Origin of the sequence: Sorangium sp. So ce281 (assembly GCF_051527395.1) — a bacterium.
GTDB classification, from domain to species: Bacteria; Myxococcota_A; Polyangia; order Polyangiales; family Polyangiaceae; genus Sorangium; species Sorangium cellulosum_B.
Window position 1 is genome coordinate 12,234,057 of record NZ_CP150322.1, and the last position, 19,922, is coordinate 12,253,978.

10 protein-coding genes and 1 pseudogene are annotated in these 19,922 nt (G+C 71.8%); 5 read left to right on the top strand and 6 right to left on the bottom strand.

What is annotated here, in order from left to right:
- Positions 1 to 25: 25 nt before the first annotated feature.
- The 4 genes from WMF27_RS46955 to WMF27_RS46970 all read right to left on the bottom strand — a co-directional run bounded on the left by WMF27_RS46955 (position 26) and on the right by WMF27_RS46970 (position 6,747).
- Positions 26 to 4,033, bottom strand: coding sequence for a type VI secretion system protein (locus WMF27_RS46955; RefSeq protein WP_437762352.1), 4,008 nt, complete (start codon positions 4,031 to 4,033; stop codon positions 26 to 28).
- Positions 4,030 to 4,806 (bottom strand): DotU family type IV/VI secretion system protein, encoded by a 777-nt coding sequence (locus tag WMF27_RS46960; protein ID WP_437762351.1) that lies wholly within the window; start codon positions 4,804 to 4,806, stop codon positions 4,030 to 4,032. The genes WMF27_RS46955 and WMF27_RS46960 overlap by 4 nt, the downstream gene beginning before the upstream one ends.
- Positions 4,807 to 4,826: 20 nt before the next feature.
- Complete coding sequence (gene tssK, locus WMF27_RS46965) at positions 4,827 to 6,170, bottom strand: type VI secretion system baseplate subunit TssK (RefSeq protein WP_437762350.1); 1,344 nt, start codon at positions 6,168 to 6,170, stop codon at positions 4,827 to 4,829.
- A gap of 79 nt (positions 6,171 to 6,249) precedes the next feature.
- Positions 6,250 to 6,747: a type VI secretion protein gene (locus WMF27_RS46970; protein WP_437762349.1), complete on the bottom strand. Its 498-nt coding sequence runs from the start codon at positions 6,745 to 6,747 to the stop codon at positions 6,250 to 6,252.
- A 656-nt stretch (positions 6,748 to 7,403) separates the two neighbouring features.
- On the opposite strand from WMF27_RS46970, the gene WMF27_RS46975 reads away from it, so the two are divergent.
- The 5 genes and pseudogenes from WMF27_RS46975 (at position 7,404) to WMF27_RS46995 (ending at position 15,326) form a co-directional block, all read left to right on the top strand.
- Entirely contained in the window at positions 7,404 to 8,339 is a 936-nt protein-coding gene (locus WMF27_RS46975) for a hypothetical protein (RefSeq protein ID WP_437762348.1), read from the top strand.
- A gap of 65 nt (positions 8,340 to 8,404) precedes the next feature.
- The gene (locus WMF27_RS46980; RefSeq protein WP_437762347.1) at positions 8,405 to 13,207 is read left to right on the top strand and encodes a hypothetical protein; all 4,803 of its coding nucleotides are present in this window, start codon (positions 8,405 to 8,407) and stop codon (positions 13,205 to 13,207) included.
- Positions 13,208 to 13,310: 103 nt separating this feature from the next.
- Positions 13,311 to 13,802: a hypothetical protein gene (locus WMF27_RS46985; RefSeq protein WP_437762346.1), complete on the top strand. Its 492-nt coding sequence runs from the start codon at positions 13,311 to 13,313 to the stop codon at positions 13,800 to 13,802.
- Between the two features lie 73 nt (positions 13,803 to 13,875).
- Positions 13,876 to 14,262: pseudogene (locus WMF27_RS46990) on the top strand (pesticin C-terminus-like muramidase); the annotation flags it as partial.
- Positions 14,263 to 14,393: 131 nt separating this feature from the next.
- On the top strand, positions 14,394 to 15,326 hold the full coding sequence (locus WMF27_RS46995; RefSeq protein ID WP_437762345.1) for a Uma2 family endonuclease: 933 nt from the start codon (positions 14,394 to 14,396) through the stop codon (positions 15,324 to 15,326).
- Between the two features lie 96 nt (positions 15,327 to 15,422).
- Here the strand turns inward: WMF27_RS46995 and WMF27_RS47000 are convergent, their stop codons facing one another.
- Positions 15,423 to 17,831 carry a hypothetical protein gene (locus WMF27_RS47000; RefSeq protein WP_437762344.1) on the bottom strand — a complete coding sequence of 803 codons (2,409 nt, stop codon included), beginning with the start codon at positions 17,829 to 17,831 and terminating at the stop codon, positions 15,423 to 15,425.
- A gap of 137 nt (positions 17,832 to 17,968) precedes the next feature.
- Positions 17,969 to 19,510, bottom strand: a complete 1,542-nt coding sequence (locus WMF27_RS47005; RefSeq protein WP_437762343.1) for a serine/threonine-protein kinase — start codon at positions 19,508 to 19,510, stop codon at positions 17,969 to 17,971.
- Positions 19,511 to 19,922 lie beyond the last annotated feature (412 nt).

The window sequence follows — 19,922 nt, forward strand, 5'->3', positions numbered from 1 at the left end:
TGCCTCGTTCGTCGCTGCTGCCGCGCTACTCGCTGTCGAGCACCGGAGCGGTCGTCGGGAAATCGGGGTACTTGAGCTGCTTGTCCTTCTCCTTGCCGACGAGGCCGAGCCGCACGAACACCCGGGCCGAGCCGCCGGTCGTACCGGCCCGCTCCAGCCAGCCGCCGGCGGGATCGGGGATCGTGAACACGACGAGCTGGAGGATGTTCGCGACGGCGTCCTCCTTCTTCAGCTCCGCCTCCTCCGCGGCGTGCGTGTGCATCGCGATGAGCCGGAGGAGCGCCCAGGGGCCGCTCGCCTCGAAGGTCGCCGTCCGCTCCTTCGCGACCGCGCCGGCGTTCTGCTCGACCGACGGGATGTCGGGGCTGTTCTTCGCCCACCGGAGCGTGAGCTGGACCGGGTCGCCGAGCCGCCAGGTGGCGGTTGGCTTCGGCCCGCCCAGGAACAGCCGCTCCTCGGCGATCCGCAGGCTCCACTCGGCGATCTGGTTGCCCGCCACCTCGCGCGCCTGGTTGACGCGGAAGGCGGTCGTGACGTCGAAGGAGCCGTCCATCGTCGCGTCCCCCTGCGCCCACATCGGCGCGAGGAACTCGCGCACCTTCTCCATGCGGTCGAGGAAGCGCACGACGTCGCGGGCGGCGGCGCCGCCGCGCAGCGACAGCACGGGCCGGAAGCGCTTGCGGAAGTCGCTCGCGCTCTGAAGGAAGAGCCGGACGTCGTCGGGGTTCGCGTCCTCCCGTTCGACGCCCGGCTCGAGCCGCGCGAAGGGGAAGCGGTCCGCGAGCGAGCGGTGGAACGAGCGGCGCAGGCTCGGGTATTTCGTGCGGATCTCCTCCGTGGCGAGCGTGGCGCACCGATCGCGGAGCAGGACGAGGATGCGCCGGCGCCGCCTGGCGAAGTAGTCGTCGGAGCGCACGTCGACCGGCACGCGCTCGATCTGCGCGATGCAGTTCTCGAACGTGACCGTGGGCAGGTCGTTGAGGAGGAAGCGCTCCAGGGCGGCGACGCTGTTGCCGGCCTTCTTTCCCTCGTAATCGCGGAGCGCCCCGACGATGTGTTGCCACGGCGCCATGCCGTTGACGGACCGGGCATCGGCCGCGACCTCGGCGCTCTCCAGCAAGCCGAGGACGGGCTCGGCGAGCGCGCGGGTCAAGGCGTCGGCCCGGCCCCGCTGCGCCACCGCGTACTCCGCGAGCTGCGCCCCGTCGCCGTCGGCGAGGCCGAACGCCTCGAACGCCGGGCTGCGCTCGCCGTTCCACCAGAGGAACGTCCCGTTCTTGACCTCGTAGAGCCCGTCGGCCTCGAGCGTCCGGCTGGCGAGGGTGAGCAGGTACGCGCCCTGGCCGCGCACGAGTGCGCGGACGCGATCGCGCACCTCCTCCAGCCCGAGGCGCCCCGCGGCCGCCAGGATCTCCCGCAGCGGCTCGCTCGCGAGCGCGAGCGTGCCGACGTCGGTGCGCACCGTCTCGACGCGGCGCGACTCGCTCGGAGGCGGGGCCATCTCCCGGCGCGCGGCCTTGCCGACCGCGGCGAGGACGTTGTCCCGCAGGTTGCGCAGGGCGAGCTCCCCGAGCGTGCCCCGCACCTTCTCCGGGAACCGCTTGAGCCCCTCCTCCTGCGCGAACGCCTCGTACTCCTTGAGGCGCTTCGCGCCCTCCTTGAGCTCCTCGACGTTCCAGCTCAGGCGCGCGTCGTCGAGGGTCGCCGGCAGCGGATCGACGTTGTCGACGGGCTCCATGAAGCGCTGGCGCAGGAGCGCGGTCGAGGGCTCCTTGAGGGCGGCGACGAAGGGCGAGAGCTGGAGCTGCACCTCGCCCTCCTTGCGCACGAGCAGCGGCCCCGAGAGCGCTGTCTCTGCGCCCCCCAGGTAGCTCTTCAGGAGCAAGAGCCGCCCCTCGCCGTCGTCTTTCACCAGGCCGTAGGCCGGATCGCCGAGCAGCTTCAAGGTGCGGACCGCCGCGAGCAGGCGATCGAGCGCGGCGTTCGGCGGGAGCCTGTCGGCCGCGACCCAGGAGAGGGTGGGCGCGCCGAGCCGCGCCTCGGTGCGCGCGATCGCGTCGTGCAGGGCGGCGAGGCTCGCGGACCGGTACTCGGGGCCGCCGCGCTCGAGCTCCTTCAGCCCCCGGACGAGCGCGTCGACGTCCGCGCGCAGCGCGGCCTCGTCGAGCGTCCGCGAGATGCGCTGGTAGAGCTGGCTGAAGAGGCGATCGGACCGGGCGCGCGCCGGATCGCGGTACGCGTCGAGGCCGAAGGCCGCGAGGGGCGGGATGGCGAGGAGCGCGCGCCGCTGGTAGGCCGTCGTGCGTGCGGGCGGGAGCCTGTGCTGGAGGACGGATTCGGCCAGATCGGCCACGCTCTGGACGCGCGCGTCGCCGGCCTCGGTCGTGGGATCCTTCGGCGGTCCGGCCACGAGCGTCTCGAAGCGCGCCACCTGCCCCTCGAACGCGGCCACCTCGCGCAGCCAGGCCTCGAGCGCGACGTACTCCGGCGTGCGCTCCAAGGTGGCCGCGGCGATCTCCGCGCCCGCGGGGAGCAGCGCGGGGGGCTCCCCGAACAGCGGGCCCGTCCTCGCGTGGAGGCCGACGCGGAAGGCGTCGAGGATCACCCGCTCGTAGGCGCTCGCGATCGCCTGCTCGATCCGCGCGTCGATGCCGCTCAGCCACGATCCGGGCACGAGCGCGGAGCGGAGCCGCGTGCCCTCGATCGCGCTCAGCCCCTGGAGCAGGCGGACGGATCGCTCCGCGCGCACCGCGCCCGAGGGGTCGGCGCTGGGGTCCTCGAGCTTCATGTGGCGCAGGCTCGCCGCCAGGTCGCTCAGGAAGGGGAGCAGCGACGCGGCGTGGCGCTCCAGGCGGTTGCTCTCGAGGCCGAGGAAGACGCTGTAGAGGAGCGCGAGCGCGACGGTGGCGATCCTCAGCGCCCGCACGACGCGCTGCCGGCGCTGCAGCGTGAGGCGGGTCGGGCGCGCCAGGCAGGCCTCGGCGATCACCTTCCTCTCGAGGAGATCCCGCGCGAAGAGCGCCCGTCGCCCGGCCGGCCTCTCCGATGGCGTCGCGGGCTGCGCGGGCTCGGGCTGCACCGGCGGCTCCAGGCCGACCCAGGACAGGCTCCGGACCGCGACGGGCTCGCCGCCATCGTTCGGGCGGAGGAGGTCCTCCAGCGACCGCCTCAGGGGCTCGCGCAGCGCGAGGAGCGCGTCCGGAAAGAGGAAGTACGCCTCGACGCCCGTCACGAACGGCCGGTCCGCCGCGAGGCGGCGCGCTTGCATCGCGGAGAGCGCTGCGCCGACGCCGCCGAGCGCCTCGTCGACGAGGCCTGCGGTGCTCTCGACCCAGGCGGCGCCCGGCTGCGCCCAGCCGAGCGTCGCCTGGCGGAGATCGGCGTCGAGCTCGTGCGCGAAGCGGTCGAACCCGGCGAGCCGGTCGCTCTGCGTGATCGCGAGGTGGACGGGGACCTGCATCCCGAGGTGCTGCTGCGCCTCGTCGAGCCGCTGGCGCAGGTGGGCGATCTCCCGTTGCTGGGCCGGCGCCGCGCCGTCGCTGTCGAGCAGGTCGCGGGCGGAGAGCGCGACGAGGATCCCGTCGACGGGCCGCTCGGAGCGCGCGCGCCGCATCGCCTCGAGGACGGCGCGGAAGCCGGACCCGTGAGGCGCCCCGCCGCCCTGCGGCTCGCTCTCGAGCAGCCGCCCCGCCGGCTCGACGAAGATCGCCCGCTCGAAGAGCCACACCTGGCAGGTCGACGGATCGCCCAGCGAGCGCGCGGTCGTCCCGGAGCGCGGCGTGAGCCCGGCGCCGGCGAGCAGCGTGGATTTGCCGGCGCCGGCGGCGCCGAGCACGAGGAAGCACGGGATCTCGTCGGGCGACGCCCTGAGCGCCGCGCGCGCCGCGGTGAAGAGCCGCGCCATCTCGCGCTCGAGATCGTCGGTCGGCGCGGCGCCTGCCGCGCGGCGCCGGCGCCGCGCGCGGAGGAGCAGCGCCAGACCGACGAGCGCGGCGACGAGCAGCGCGAGGGCGATCGCGAGGGGCCACGTCACGGCGCGCCCTCGATCCGGTCGAGCTCCTCGACCACGCGATCGACGCGGTACAGCCAGACGCCCTGCGCGGCGAGCACCAGCAAGCCCGCGACGACGGCGAGCGGGACGACGCCGGCGCGCAGCGACGGCAGCCGGCTCCGCGACGAGCCCCCGAGGGTGTGCGCGTGGGCCTGGGGGCAGAGCTCGGTGAGCCCGGTGGCCAGGGTGGGATCGACGCGCTGGAGGTGGAGCGCCAGGTCCTGCCGGTACCGCTCGGGCTTGTCGCGCAGGCCGAGCGCGCGGTATTTGCCCTGGAAGCCGAGCGCGAGGGCGGCGAGGTAGACGAGCAGCAGCGCGGAGGGGGCCGCGTCGTGCCCGGAGAGCACGTCGTCGAGCTTGCGGAAGATGCGCTCGCCGGAGACGTAGGTGTGGAAGATGTGCGCCTCCAGCGGGCGCTCCGCCCACGCGTACCGCCCGTCCCATTCGGCCTGGAGGAGGAGCTCATCGGCCATGGCGGCCATCACGTACTGGGCGTCGTCGTAGGCCCGGAGCTCGTGTTTGGTGAGCTTGCGGCCGAGCGAGACGGCCTGGGTCTCCAGGAAGTCGACGAGGCGCTGCCGCACCGTCTCGATGCCTGGCGCGAGCCCTCCGTGCGCGAGGGTGACGAGCTGTCGCTGCCGCACGACCTCGGCGTAGAACGCATGGAAGGCGTCGAGCAGGAGCGTGCTCCCCGCGAGCGCCTGCACGGGGCTCCCCTGGAGAGGGGCCGGGGCCTCCCGTCGTGGCGTCTCCACGGTGGCTGTAGCTCCTGCCGTCATGCTCGCTCGTCGGTCGCTTTCACATACAGGACGAGCTCTGCAGGCCCGGCGGCCGCGGAGGGATCTCCCGTGTTGAAGATGAGGAGCGGCTCGCCCAGATCGAGGTAAGGGCTCGACGGCTCGAGCTCGAAGAGCACGGTCCCTGCGGGCGCGATCAGATCCCCGTGGCGATCGACGCGCCGCCGTCCGGCGCCGAGCACGCGGCTCTGCTGCATCTCGCGCGCGCGGCGCGCCGAGCCGATGAGCGCGCCCTCGACCCAGCTCACGACGTCTTTTTCCTGCGCCCCGCGGCGGCCGCGCACGGCGACGAGCACGGGCCGCCCGGCGAAGCGCCGCTGGAACTCCACCTGGTAGCGCCCGTCGCCGAAGTCGAAGGGGTGAGCCGTGAACGACTCCAGGATGCCCTCGTCGACGAGGCGGAAGACGTGGTCGCGCGCGGTGCCGAAGGTGACCCGCAGATCGTCGTGCTGGTAAGCGGGCAGGACGGGCGGGACCGGCATGCGGGCGAGGGCAGCGAGGTGGCCGACGAGGGAGGAGAGCGCGAGGTAGAGGGCGTAGGGGTGAGATCTGCCCGTGCCGAGCACGACCTCGAAGGGGGGCAACGCGGTGACGAGGGCGTGGATTTGCCGGCGCAGCTCCTCGAGCACGTCTCGCTCCTTGCTGCGAGAATGCGCGCTGAGCCTGTCGGCGAGCCGCAGCGCCTTTTCACGCAGCCGCGCGGTGATCTGGCCGCACATCGCGCCGAGCGGGGAGGTTAGCGGGACGGACATGCTCGGCGGCAGGTATTCGGTGCGCACGAACGCCTCGCCTTCGCGCCGCACCTCCGCGATGGGCAGGCACACGAAGCGGGCCGGCGGCGCCGCTGCGACGAGCAGGCGCGCCACCGGGACGAGGCGCGGGATCGGGAGCGGCTCTTCTCCCGTGTTGTCGTCCGGGACCGGCGCCCCTTCGATCGAGCGATAGCGGGCGAGGTCGCCCCCGGTCGCGGCGCCGCCGAGGTGCTCCTTGGGGACGGCGAGGTACGCGGTGAGGGGGCCTGACGCGAGCTCGGCGGCGTGGGGCTTGAGGTCGACCTGGAGCTCGGGATCGCGCGCGGTGTGATGGACGACGAGGTGATCGGGGAGCACGGCCTCGACCTCGAGGAGGCGCAGCGTGCCGCTCGCGAGGAGCCCGGCGTCGATCTCGAGGTGGTGGACCCCGTAATGGAACGGGTGGAGCTGCCCGAGGTGGTAATCGAGGAGGCGCTCCGAGCGCCGTGCGGCCTCCTGGAAGTGCTGCGGCGAGAGCAGCATGCCGTCGTGCCACTGGACGGCGGCGGGCACCTCGGCGGCGCGCCTCATGCGTGAGCTCTCCTGGCGAGGCGGGGCTGCCCGGCAGCGTGACTGCCCGTGGCGTGGCGCGTCGGGAGCTTGCCCGCGGTCATCGGTTTTGCTCCAGGGCTTCGAGGGTGGTCACGGCGAAGTCCCCGTCCTGCAGCTCGATCCGGATCCGCTGCTGGGAGCCGAGGCGGATGCGGTGGGATCCGGGCGCGCGGTAATTCGCGAACACGAGCGGCTTCGCGTCTCGCGGGATCTCCACCACGACCGGAGGCGGCGTGTACCCCGGCACGAACTCCCATTCCCACTCCGTGAAGGCGTCTCCGCCAGGGAAATCACGCCGGAGCTGATCCCTTTGCTCGTACCACTGCTTCGCCGACATCTCGGCGAGGCGCTCGAACAGTTTCGTGTCATAGACAGCCAGGAGCGTGACAGGGATCGGGGAATTCTGGTTCGCCAGCGCGGCGATGCGGATCTCGAGAAGAAGGCGAGTAGCGACCACCCCGCCCCCGCAACCCATGAGCGCGCAGGCCGCCAGCAGGGCCCCGAGGGGGCGGCGGAACGATAGCCGGCGCCCCCGGACGCCGGTCGGGTACGGCATGGAAGCGATGGTAACTGGGGGCGCGCGGCGCATGGAAAAAAACTGCAGAGGCCGGTGAAGCGGCCGATGCGGGCGAGGCGCTCACCCGGTTGCTGCAACGAGGCGTGAGCGCCGCGTCGAACGGCACGGCGCCGACTGATTCGGTGCTGTGCGCGCGGAATGCTTCAGGCGCACTGGCAACGAGTCCGACACACGAAATACCTCTTCGTGTCGAGATGTTCATGTGTGCAGGGCCGGCGCGGTGTGTCGGGGTCTGAGGAATCCGAGGAAGGAACGACCTCGGAGGGCCTCGCACGAGAGGAGACGGGTTCGGTCTCGCGCCGCGCGAGCCGGCGGCCATGGGGCTCGTGACCGCGCACTATTCCGTTGGCCCGCGCTAGGCACCCACGTAAGATGCAGCGGGGACTTGGTTGTGGAGGAGATGCCGGCTGCGCAGGACGGGCGCGGAGGCGCCACGACCTTCTTGCCACCTTGATGGAGCACCTGAGATGCCCGCTTCGACCTGCGCAGGGTCCGACCAACTCTCCTCTTCGCCGCGTCGTTCTCTCGGCCGTCGGTCTGGCAGCTATGCGGCGGCAGTCCTGCTGGGGGGCGCGCTGCTGGGGTCGACGGCGCCGGCCAGCGCGAGCGATCCAGAGCAGCTCTTCGAGAAAGGGATGGCAGACCTTCAGGCCGGTCGTCACGACGCGGCGTGTCCTCTGCTTCGCCAGAGCTATCGGCTGGAGAAGCGGCCGCGGACGCTGTTTCATCTTGCCGAGTGCGAGGAGCGGGCGGGGCGCATCGCCACGGCGGCGCTGCACTACGATGAATACCTCGACGCGCTCGAGCGCCTGTCCCCTCCGGAGCAGCAGGACGAGGCGGCGCGGCAGAAGCTCGCGCTGGAGAGGCGGGAGCGGCTCGACGCCGACATCCCCCGGGTGACGTTCCGGCTGCCGGAGGCGGCGCCGAAGGGGACGAAGGTGACGCGGTCGTCGAAGGCGAGCCCGGACGCCGTGCCGGTGGTGCTCGGGGTGCCGATGCCGGTCGATCCGGGAGAGCAGTGGGTGAGGACCGAGCCGCCCGGGGGGCCGCCGCGGGACAGGCGGTTCTTCGTGAACCGGAAAGAGCGCCTGACGATCGATCTGACGGTGGCGCAGCCCGGCGATGAGGCGAAGACGGTGCGATATAGCCGGCCGCTCGAGCCTGTGCCGGTGTTGCTCCCTCCATCCATCGACGACGGGATGTCAGGACGCCGGCTCGGCATGTACATCGCGGGGGGCGTGGGATTGGCAGGGGTCGTCGCCGGATCCATCGCAGGCTGGGTGACGTTGAGCCAGAAGGAGACCATCGCGGAGAACTGCCGCGACAGCTTCTGCAACAAGACGGGGGAGGAAGCGATCCACACGGCGGCGGTCGCGAGCCCAATAAGCACCGCGAGCTTCGGGGTCGGCCTGGGCGCGCTCGGGGTGGCGGTGGTGTTGCTTCTGACGGAGCCGGTGCCTGCGCGCGTGGGTCAGGCACCACGGCGTCGCCTGGGGGCCGCGGCGGACCCGGAGCCATGGGCAGGGGGCAGCGCGCGCGAGGCTGTCGCCGGGATGAGGTGGGTATGGTGATGCGCGGGTCTGGGTGGGGAGCGAGCTCGGGTGGGGCACGGCGCCGCACGGGCAGGGGGCCGAGCATGCCGGCGGGCCTCGTGCTGTTCGCGTTCTGGGTGCTCGCGACGGTCGCCAGCTGCGCCGACCTCCTGGGCGTCGACACGGAGAGCGAGCACAATCCGTGCAACGATCCCAACGCGGATGAGCTCCCTCCCGTCTCGTGCCATGAGGGCCGAGGGATCTGCTGGGTGCTGCTCGACGCGTGCGACGATCTCGGGCTACCCGCCACCTGTCCACCGCTCGAACCGAAGCCCAGCGATACCTGCAACGACAATTTCGACAACGACTGTGACGGCGCCATCGATGAGGATGATTGCGCCTGCCAGAACGGGGCGGAGAAGCTGTGCTACCCCGCGTCGCAGGACACCCTGGGCCAGGGGAGAGGTCTCTGCCGCGAGGGGACCCAGGCCTGCCAGAACGGCGTCTGGGGGCAGTGCGTGGGGGCCATCATGCCGACGCCCGAGCTCTGCGATCAGCTGGACAACGACTGTGACGGCGAGGTCGACGAGGGGTGCCCTTGCAACGACGGTGATGAGCAGTTCTGCTACAGAGGGCCGGAAGGCACGCTCGGCCATGATCCGTGCAACTATGGCCGGCAGCACTGCAACGAGGGTCGCTGGGGCGACTGCAAGGATGATGTCCTCCCCAGCCTGGAGCGCTGCGACAACCTGGACAACGACTGCGATGGCGTGACCGACGACCTGCCCGGCGTCGGGTTGCCTTGCGAGACGGGGCTCTCTGCCCGGTGCAGCGCAGGTACCACCCAGTGCGACGCCGAGGACGGCAGCATCCGATGCCTGCCCAAGGCGACGAGCGACGCCGAGGTGTGCAACGGAGAGGACGACAACTGCGACGGGCAAGTCGACGAGGGCCCCTTTTGCTGCCCGGACAACGCGCTGGACGGCAACGAGAGCGACATCGACTGCGGCGGCTCGTGCCTCGAGAAGTGCGAGGTCGGCGAGATGTGCCGGGATGACGCCGACTGCAAGACCTCCATCTGCGCGGGGACGAGGTGCCAGCCGAAGAAGGGGCTCGGTGAGCCCTGCGACGCGGACGTGAAGTGCGAGAGCACTCACTGCGTCGACGGTGTGTGCTGCGACGCTGAGTGCTCGGCTCTCTGCTATGCGTGCACGACGTCACTGCGAGGCATCGGACAGGACGGTGTCTGCGGACCGATCGCGTCCGATCGGGACCCGGATGAAGAGTGCAACTCCCAGGCACCGGCGACGTGCGGCAACACGGGCTTCTGCAACGGTGCAGGCGCCTGCCAGCAGCACCCGGCGACGACGGCGTGCAGGGAGGCGACCTGCAGCGCCGACGGCATCACGCTGGAGCTCGCGGACACGTGCAATGGGAGCGGGTCGTGCGTGGACCGGGGCAACCAGAGCTGCGCTCCTTTCAGCTGCAGAGGCGACGCGTGCACCGACCAGCTTCGCCCTGGGGAGCCGTGCACGTCGGCATCCGAGTGCGCGGACGGCTACTGCGTGGACGGCGTGTGCTGCCAGACGGCGTGCGGTAACGGCAGTCCGGGCGACTGCCAGGCGTGCAACGTCGCCGGCCACCTGGGTACCTGCTCTCCGAGCCCGGCCGGGGCGATGTGCCGCGGGGCCACGGATGTTTGCGACGTCGCCGAGCTGTGTGACGGCGCCAGCACGGTGTGCCCTGCGGACGGCGTGCGTGACGCGGGCGTCGTGTGCCGTTCGAGCACGGGGGACTGCGATGTCGCCGAGGCGTGCAACGGGCTGACGAAGGCGTGCCCCGCCGAGGCATTCAAGCCGAGCGGAACGGTGTGCCGCGGTGCGGCGGGCGACTGCGACTTGCCGGAAACGTGCACCGGTACGGGGGCGGTGTGCCCGGACGATGTGTTCCGATCGAGCACGACCGTGTGTCGCGCGTCCGCCGGCGGGTGTGACGTGCCGGAGATGTGCAGCGGCCTGAACGCGGCGTGCCCGGGCGACACGCGGTTGCCCAGCGGCACCGTGTGCCGCGAGGCCGAGGGCGAGTGTGACATCGCGGAGACGTGCAGCGGTACGAGCCCGGTTTGTCCGAGCGATCAGAGGAGGCCCAGCGGGACGGTGTGCCGTGAGGCGGGGCCGGGCGGCTGTGACGTGGAGGAGCGGTGCAACGGGACGAGCCCAGCGTGCCCGGGCGATGCGGTGAGGCCGTCCGGCGCGGTGTGCCGTGCGTCGGCGGGGGCGTGCGATCTCGCGGAGGCCTGTGATGGATCGAGCGCCGTGTGTCCGGGCGACGCGGTGAGGGCGAGCGGGACCGTGTGCCGCGCCGCGGCGGGCGGCTGCGATGTGGCGGAGACCTGCGATGGGGCGGGGACTGCGTGCCCGGGCGATGCGCGTGCGCCGAGCGGCACGGTGTGCCGCGCGGCGGCGGGCGGCTGCGATGTCGCGGAGATCTGTGACGGGTCGAGCACCGTGTGCCCGGCCGATGCGATGAGGGTCGGCGGAACGGTGTGCCGCGCGGTCGCGGGCGACTGCGACGTGGCGGAGACCTGCGATGGGGCAACGGCCGCGTGCCCGAGCGATGTGGTGAGGCCGACCGGTACGACGTGTCGGGCGGTGTCGGGCGGTTGCGATGTGGCGGAGACGTGTGATGGGGCGACCGCCGTGTGCCCTGTCGATGTGGTGAGGCCGACCGGAACGGTGTGCCGCGTGGTGGCGGGCGATTGCGATGTGGCGGAGACGTGTGATGGGGCGACCGCTGCGTGCCCGAGCGATGCGCGGGTGCAGAGCGGCACGGTGTGCCGCGCGGCGGCGGGCGATTGCGACGTGGCGGAGGCCTGCAACGGGACGGCCGCTGCGTGCCCGATCGACGCGCGTGTGCCGAGCGGGACGGTGTGCCGCGCGTCGGCGGGCGAGTGCGATGTGGCGGAGACCTGCAACGGGTCGGCCGTATCGTGCCCGAACGACGCGATGAGGGCGAACGGAACGGTGTGCCGCGCGTCGGCGGGCGATTGCGACGTGGCGGAGACCTGCAATGGGTCGGCCGCTGCGTGCCCGATCGACGCGCGTGTGCCGAGCGGGACGGTGTGCCGCGCGTCGGCGGGCGATTGCGACGTGGCGGAGACCTGCAACGGGACGGCCGCTGCGTGCCCGAACGACGCGCGTGTGCCGAGCGGGACGGTGTGCCGCGCGGCGGCGGGCGATTGCGATGTGGCGGAGATCTGCAACGGGACGGCTGCTGCGTGCCCGAACGACGCGCGTGTGCCGAGCGGGACGGTGTGCCGCGCGGCGGCGGGCGATTGCGACGTGGCGGAGACCTGCAACGGGACGGCCGCTGCGTGCCCGAACGACGCGATGAGGGCGAACGGAACGGTGTGCCGCGCGGCGGCGGGCGATTGCGACGTGGCGGAGACCTGCAACGGGACGGCCGCTGCGTGCCCGGACGACGCGCGTGTGCCGAGCGGGACGGTGTGCCGCGCGTCGGCGGGCGATTGCGATGTGGTGGAGACCTGCAACGGGTCGGCCGCTGCGTGCCCGAACGACGCGATGAGGGCGAACGGAACGGTGTGCCGCGCGGCGGCGGGCGAGTGCGACGTGGACGAGCGGTGCACCGGCACGTCAGCTGCCTGCCCGGCGGACACTGAGCCATGCGGCCTCTACGCCTGTGCGGGTGACGCGTGTCTGATGAGCTGCACGGACGACTCGCAATGCGTCGCTGGGGCCTTCTGCACGGGAAACCTGATGATCCCCGGCACATGCCAGGCGCACACCGTGGTGCTGCTCGGCGGCGCGAACGGGATCCTCGGCGCCCACTTCCATCCCGGCGAAGGCTGGCAGACTGCGACGATCGCCGATGCGCAGACGGCGAGCCGCGTGGCTGTGGCGCTGAACCTGGAGGGAGGGATCGGGCTGGTTCGTGGCAGCTCGGGTCCGAGCCTCAACAAGCTGCGGTACACGCGATGGGATTACGCGGACGGGAGCTGGACCGACTTCGCAGCGGGGGTTGGCGGGGACCTCAACATCCTGGCCTGGCCGGCGCTCAGCTCCGAACCGCACTCTATCAATGCAGCGTTCCTGGTGAGCGGAGATATGGGCCTTAAGTACCGGTACAACTATTTCTCCGGCGGTGCCTGGAATTCTGCTGAGGGGGAGGAAATGTCTGGAACCGCGTCCGTGTTGGCGCCTGACATCGCGGTGCTACCATCGGGCCATCCGGCGGTGGTCTATACGACTGGTAGCGCGACCGATGAGACGCGCCAGCTACGTGTCAGGGAGAGGGATTTGGTCAATGTATGGACCGCTGAAATCTTACCCAGCACAAGCATCTCACCAGATGTGCCGGCCTCGATCACAACCTTGCACGGTGAGGGCGGGGCTGATCTGCTGGTGGTCTTCGTGAAGTCGAGCGGGGAGATCCACTGGACGAGACGCACGGGGATGACGTGGAGCACGCCGACACGGATTGGCTCGCACACGACGGGTCATCAGGTCGCGCTCGCCGCTCTCGATGGGGGGCGTGCCGTGGCGGCCTATCGGTCGAGCTCCAGCGGGACAGCGGGAAGGTTGTTCACGAGCTTCTTCGACCCGAGCGGCAGCGGCAGCTGGTCGGGGCCGACGGAGCCTGTTAGCGGCATCCGCGTCGTGGGCTCTCCGGCGCTGGCCCGCGGCGTCGGCGCCGGCACCTCGGCGGCGGCCTCCGTGGAGCTCGCCTACGTGCTCGACTCGACCGGCGGCGGCACCGGCACATCCGGTGGCATTCGCCACACGCGGTGCACCGCGATGACCTCCGGCGCCTGCAGCAGCTGGACCTCCGCCGTCGGGGTCGGTGCCGGCACGGGCTTCAGCTCCGTCGCCATCGCCAGCATGCCGTGAGGAACGGTGTCCTTCCTGGGCATGTGATGCCTGACTCGCCTTGGGAGTGTCGAATCCCAGCGCCTGGCCACACGGAAGCCTTCATCGGCTCGGGAGGATGTTCATGAGCGCCCATTTCCAAGGTAAGGCATACGAGCAGTGGTTCAGGGACCTACGCATCACCGACGCCCCGCTCACCCGCCGGGGCCTCGTCGAGGCGCTCGATTTCTTCCACCAGCGCATGCCCGGGCTCGACCGCCGCACGATGCTCGCGTTCCTCCGCGGCATGGATCTCCACAAGCCCGTGAAACGCGTCCTGCTCCAGCCCAACTCCGAGATCGCGGCCTTCCGTCGAAGCACCGAGAGCCCCTTCAAGCTCTTCTACACCAAGGTCGGGGCCAACCTGCACTCGCTCGGCGTCAACCCCCACGATCGCCGATTCCAGCGCTTCCGGGTGCGCGCGCTCGTCGAGGTCCTCGAGTCCTATGCCGCCCCCGTCGTCGATACCTGGAGCGAGCTCCTCCCCGTCGGCGTGTATCGCCACTACACCGCGCGCGGCGGCGGTATCCAGTATGTCATCCCTGGCTCGTACGACTGCCTGCTCGTCGCTGTATAGGAGCTTCGGCATGCACGAGATCGATTTCCGCTTCATCGCCAAGCTTGAATGAGGGCAGCGCCTTGACGGCTATGTTCCTGTGATGAGCAGCAGCCAGAGCGGCGTCACCATCGCCACCGGCTTCGACCTCGGCGCCCGCGGCCTGGGCGATCTGCGCACGCTGGGCCTGCCCGATGTCCTCATCGGCAAGCTCACCCCCTACCTCGGGAAGAAGACCGTCACCGCCGAGCTCTACCTCGACCGGCACCCTCTCAGGATCACCAGGACCGAGGCCGACGCCATCGCGGGAGGGTCGGCGAGGTGCTCTCCCTGCCCCCTCGGTGCCGGCGGCGAGCTTTGCGTCGTTCAGGACGCGCCAGCGCCGCCGGCGGCCGGAGCCGCGAGCGACGCCCGCGCCCACGTGTCGGGCAACAGGTCGTCCAGCCGTTTGCGGCCAGCCTGCCTGCAGCTCGCCGGTTGACCGGATGGCGTCGGTCGGGCGCTCACGACGCGGCGACGCATTTTCCGAAATCACCCGCCCCGCATGCCCGGAACTCCTTAACAGAGACACCCCGCAGCGCGGTCCCTCCCGCGCCGGGGGGAGGTGTTGCCATGACCGCACCCAGGATTCCGCCGACCTTGCCCGCCGCGCAGCACGCCCCCGGCCCCGTGCTACCTTCTGGGCCGATGCCGCCGTCCCTCCGCGTGATCCGCCGCTCCGAGGTCGTCCCGGACCTCGAGCGCTGGGTGCTGACGGAGGAGACGGTGCCCGAGTCGAGCCCCCACGATCTGTTGAGCGAGCGCATCCGCGGCTTGTTGCTCGGCTGGGCAGCCCGTGCCGAGCGCACCGTGAAGATAGGCCGCAACCTCGCCGTCCGCTGGGACCGCCAGCACCCGCAGCTCGGGGTCGACCCGGACGTCTACGTCGTCGAGCCGCCGCCCCCGGAGGGGGACGCGGTGCGCAGCCTGAGGCTCTGGAAGAAGGGCCATGTCGCGCCGCGGCTCGCCGTGGAGATCGTCAGCGCGCAGCACCCGACGAAGGACTACGTCATCGCGCCGCAGAAATATGCGGCCTGCGGCGTCGAGGAGCTGTGGATTCTCGATCCGTTCCATGAGGGCCCGCGCGCCCACGGCGGCCCGTTCCGAATCCAGATCTGGCGCCGCGTGGACGACGCCATGTTCGCGCAGGTGCATGCCGGCGAGGGGCCCGCATGGTCGGAACTCCTCCGGGGCTGGCTTCACGCCGCGCGGACGCCGGCCGGCGCGTCGTTCGACCTCAGCACCGACGAGGCCGGCGCGGAGCGCTGGTTGACCCCGGAAGAGGCAGAGCGCTCCGCCAAGGAAGCTGCCCGCCGGGAGGCCGCGCGCGCCCAGCGCACGGCCGAAGCCGCGCAGCGCACGGCCGAAGCCGCGCGGCGCAAGGCCGAAGCCGCGCAGCGCAAGGCCGAAGCCGCGCAGCGGGACGCCGAGGCCGAGCGCGCGGCCCGCGAGGCTGCCGAGCGGCGGATCCGGGAGCTCGAGGCGCTGCTCGCCCGCGCTCGGTAGCGCTGCGCTCTCGCCCTGTCTCCGTCCGGCCGTCACGAGCTGCGCCAGCACGACGCGTGCGACGATCGCCTCAGCCCCCGACCTGCGCTCTCAAGCTCAGCTCTCCGGCTTCCCCTCGGCCGAAAGCTCGATCTCCGAAAGCCTCCCCACGAGCGGATCCTCGCTCCCGAGCTGCTGAAAAGCACCCGGATCGCTCCTCTCGAGCGCCGAGAGCAGCTGCGCCAGCCCGCGCCGCGATCCGTAGTAGTTCGAGAGCTCGTGGTCCTCCTCGGTGATGCAGGCGCGCACCGCGCTGCGCGAGACCTCCGGGAGCCGCAGCGCCTTGAGCGCCATCGACCACAGCCCGTCGATGAAGTTCTGGTCCGCCGGGAACTCCAGCAGTCCAGCCATGGTGAGCAGCATCGCGCAGCGCTGTCCCCTCGGCGTCGACAGCGCCCCTTCGCCCGAGAGGTGGCCGAGATCGAAGGCGCGGCGCATGGCGTCGGCCGCGCAGAGCAGGCGCTTCAGCTCCTTGGCCGCGTGGCTCAGGTGGCTGTGGAACATGACCTCGACCGAGAGGCCGCCGAGCGCCTCCTTGCTCCGCTGAAAGCGGGTGACGGCCGGGAGCCGCCCGAGATCCTGCTGCACGGCGCCGCCCGTGGGCACGTCGTGGGGCGGCTCGCGGTGGCTGAAGAAGCCCCCCGGCTGGAAGGCATAATAAAGCTCGCTCTGGCCCGCGAGCCCCGCCCAGATGTCCGAGTACTGCGCGACGCGATTGAGGCTGCCCGCCGCCCAGTTGAGGCCCGCCGCGCCGTCGCCGCCGATCTGCGACGCGCTCACCCCCGGGTCGCGCGGCGTCATCGAGGCCTCGATGTCCTCGGCGATGTCCGCGAGCTGGAAGTCGAGGAAGCCGTCGTAGTAATCCGCGCGCCCGTCCCGGTTCACGTCGGAGTAGCGGGCGACGACGAGCGGGTGCGAGGGCCCGACGAACTGCGAGAACCCGGCGATCTGCGCCTGCGGGTGGGGCCACTGCGCCTTCCGGAGGCGCGCGTCGAGCTCGGCGTGCGACGCGCGCTTGCTCATCCCGCGCAGCGCGGCGACGAAGCAGTCGACCCCCTCGGACGAGGTGACCACCCCGTCCGATCCGGTCCTGAAGTACGTCGAGCCCCACGAAGAGTAGATGTCCGCGTCCGGGAACATCTGGGAGACGGCAAAGCGCGTGGTGAGCCCCGCGCACTGCGAGTTCATCATCAGCTTGTATCCTTCCTGCTTCACCTGCACCGCGGCCGCGCGGAGGTCGAAGGCGCCGAGCTGGGCGTGCCGGTTGATGAGCAGCCCGATGAAGAACGCCATCCCCATCTCGAGGTTCTCGTCGCGCGGGGTCGCGGCGCGGGCGAAGACGCGGATGGGCTCGCCGGCGGGCGTCTTGAAGGGGGCCTCGAAGGCGCGGTAAGGGCTCCAGCCGTTCGGCGGCGGGGGCGCCTCGGGCGGGAGGGCGATCTCCTTGAAGCCGTGGGTCGACACGAGGATGTTGCACTCGCCCTCGTGGAACTCCGAGGCGCCGCACATCGCGAGGTTCCACGGTCCCGTGAGCTCGTCGTACGGCGGCGCCTCGCGGAGCAGCCCGCGGACGAGCCCCCGCGCTCGCTCCTGCTGGGCCGCCGTGAGCCCCGGGGCGCGCAGCTGGAGCAGGTGGATCGCGTGCGCGCGCAGCGCCGGCCGGGCCGTCTCGTCGCCCGCCTCCCTCTCGATGAGCGCGAGGATCTCCTCGGCGGCGCGCTCCGCGACCGGCGCGAAGCCGCGGTCGTCCAGCGACGTCGCGATGAGGTGCGAGAGGATGGTCGTCGCCGCCGAGCGGAGGGTCGCCGCGGCGGTCGGATCGCGCCTCGCCTCGTCGCCGCCCACGGCCGCGACATCGAGCGCCGCGCGCGCCTGATCCAGCAGCGCCGCGCCCCGGCGCACCGAGAGCCGCTCCTTGCGCGCCGGCTCCTCCGGGTGGAACGCGCTCGGCGGGAAGAGCTGCGTGAGGGTGCTCGTCCGGCGCGACGAGATCCACCGGGCCGCGGTGACGAGGGCGTCGCGGGCGGCGGGCCCGTCGGGGCCGAGCGTCGGGCTCGCGCTGAACACCCCGGCGGGCAGGAGCCAGAGCGGCGCGGCGCCCTCGCGCCCCGCGTTCAGGTCGATCGGCGCTGCCTGCGACGCCACGCCCGGATCCGGAACGACCTCGACGTTGGAGACGGCGAGGGCGCGCAGCCGCCGGCGCACGGGCGAGTGGCCGGGAAACACGATGAGCACCGACCTGCCCTCGCCCTCCCGGAGCGCCGCAATGCTGTCCCCGGGGACAGGCGCCGAGAGCGAGATGGCATAATCGCTGTCGCTCACCGCGACCGCGAGCAGGTGAATGCCTGGCGCGGACTTTCGCTCTTCGAAGGCGGAGGACGCGGCTGGCCCGACGGCATCCACGGCGCCAGGCAGGTCGACGAACCCTCGGGGCGAACGGATCCGGACGATGACATCGCTGGGCATGACGCTCTCCTGAGGTGAGGGAGCGTCGCCGCGTTCAAGATCCCGGCGCAACAGGAATCCGACCCGGCAGGACGCTGGCGTATCGCGTCACAACCGGATCTTGGCGAGCTCGACACTGGCCCGTTCAGGCAGCTCCCTCAATGGCTCTCCGGCAGATCCGGAGTCGACCAGATCACTCCTTGTTCGATGGAGCGCGCGTCGCTGGCGCGATGACGGGGGGGGCGGGGCGACTCTTGCGCTGACGAGGCGGAGCAGCGAAGCAGGGAGAGGCCTGCTCCGGCGGCGATGAGCACGCCGGCGGCGACGAGCTTGATCCCTGCGCCCTTCGCGTGGCGCGCCCGCGCCGACGAGGCGACCGCTCCGGCGAGCGCGGCGACGGCGCCGGCCGTCTCCGGCGAGGAGAGCGCCGCGGCGTCGGGCGGCGCCTCCAGGGAGGCCGCTCCGGCGCCGCGCGCGCGCAGCCGGTTGCTCGAGGGGGGCGCCGGCAGGAGGCTGCCTGCGCGCAGCGTCGCGGTCGACGCCTCCCCGTCCAGATCGGCGGTGCTGGCCGGGAACGCGTCGCTGATGCGGCCGTCGGGCGCGAGCGAGCCGCTGACGCGGGCGCTGGGCACGAGCGGGTCGCTGGCGCGGGCGCTGGGCACGAGCGAGTCGCTCTCCGGAACCCTGGGCGCCGCCGGGGGGCCGAAGGGGCGGAGGGCGACGGTTGCGTAGCGCTCGAGGAGCGCGCCGACCTCGCGGAGATCGGCCGGGCGCTGCGCGCGGTCCGGGCTGAGCATGCGATCGATCATGGCCGCGACGTCGGCGGGCAGCGTCGGCGCGCTCTCCCCGATCGGCTGGATGGAGCCGGTCAGGATGCGCTTCATCACCTTGCCCATGTTCTCGGCCTCGGTGGGCCGCACCGAGGTGAGGCACTCGTAGAGGATGACGCCGAGCGACCAGATGTCGGCGCGGTGATCCACGTCGTGCTCGCCGAGGATCTGCTCGGGCGACATGTAGTACGGGGTCCCGAGCATCTCGCCGCTCCCGGTGCGTCCCCAGGACCAGCTGGTCTCGCCGGGCGCCGCGGTGACCTTGGCGATGCCGAAGTCGAGCACCCTGACGCGGGCGTCGTGCTGCGCGGCCCCCGGCGCATCCGCGGGGTCCGCGGAGCCGGGCGCCGGCGCGCCGCTCGGGGGCTCCGCGGCGGCGTGAGCGGCTGCGCCGGGCGCGCCTCGTGGCGAGGCCGCGTCGGGCGTGAGCAGGAAGATGTTGTCGGGCTTGAGGTCGCGGTGGACGATCCCCAGCGCGTGCGCGGTGCCGACGGCCGAGATGACCGGCAGCAGGATGCGCGACAGCTCGGGGAGCGGGATCTGCGCCTCGCGCAGCAGCTTGTCGCGGAGCGACTCCCCCTCGAGCAGATCCATGACGAGGAACGGCGTCCCGTTGTCGAGCTCGAGCACGTCGTGGATGGATGGCACGTTCGGGTGATCGACCGCCGCCGCCGCGCGCGCTTCCCGGACGAGGCGCCGCCGGGTCGACGCGTCCTCCGCCGCGCCGGGGCGCAGCAGCTTCAGCGCCACACGTTCGCCGTTCGCGAGGTGGGTGGCGGCCCAGATGACCCCCATGCCTCCCTCGGCCAGCTGGCGATCGACCCGATAGCGACTTGCCACCAGGGCGCCCGGCATCAGCGGATTGCTCACGCGAGATCAGGATACCACGCGCCGTCCTCCCGACCTTCTCCGCGCGCCTCAGACGCCCAAACACCGCTCCGGTCGGACAATTACGTGTTCGACGCAGTACCGCTCACCCCGGCGCGTCATGCGACATAGGTGCTCGTGTGTACGTCCCTGTCGCCGCAAAAGCGCGGTGATCTTTTCAACACGGATGTTCGGCTGCCCACCGCGACCCCCGGGAGCCACATAACATCACCGGCCCCCTGTACGTCCCTGTTACCGCAGAAGCACCGATATCTTCTCGACATCGAACTTCACCGGTCATGAAACACACCATGCCAAGCCGCGTCACCACCGCTCGTTTATCGTGCATCGTGGCGCGCCCCCCGCCGAGCTCATCCCTTGTGAAGCCCCCACGTCACCGAGCTCATCCGCCCCG

What these genes read in the sequence shown, in the direction of transcription:
- WMF27_RS46985 (WP_437762346.1), top strand. Translation starts at nt 13,311, where the DNA reads ATGAGCGCCCATTTCCAAGGTAAGGCATACGAGCAGTGGTTCAGGGAC.
- WMF27_RS46975 (WP_437762348.1), top strand. Translation starts at nt 7,404, where the DNA reads ATGGCAGACCTTCAGGCCGGTCGTCACGACGCGGCGTGTCCTCTGCTT.
- WMF27_RS47000 (WP_437762344.1), bottom strand. Translation starts at nt 17,831, where the DNA reads ATGCCCAGCGATGTCATCGTCCGGATCCGTTCGCCCCGAGGGTTCGTC.
- tssK (WP_437762350.1), bottom strand. Translation starts at nt 6,170, where the DNA reads ATGAGGCGCGCCGCCGAGGTGCCCGCCGCCGTCCAGTGGCACGACGGC.
- WMF27_RS46995 (WP_437762345.1), top strand. Translation starts at nt 14,394, where the DNA reads ATGACCGCACCCAGGATTCCGCCGACCTTGCCCGCCGCGCAGCACGCC.
- WMF27_RS46980 (WP_437762347.1), top strand. Translation starts at nt 8,405, where the DNA reads ATGCCGGCGGGCCTCGTGCTGTTCGCGTTCTGGGTGCTCGCGACGGTC.
- WMF27_RS46970 (WP_437762349.1), bottom strand. Translation starts at nt 6,747, where the DNA reads ATGCCGTACCCGACCGGCGTCCGGGGGCGCCGGCTATCGTTCCGCCGC.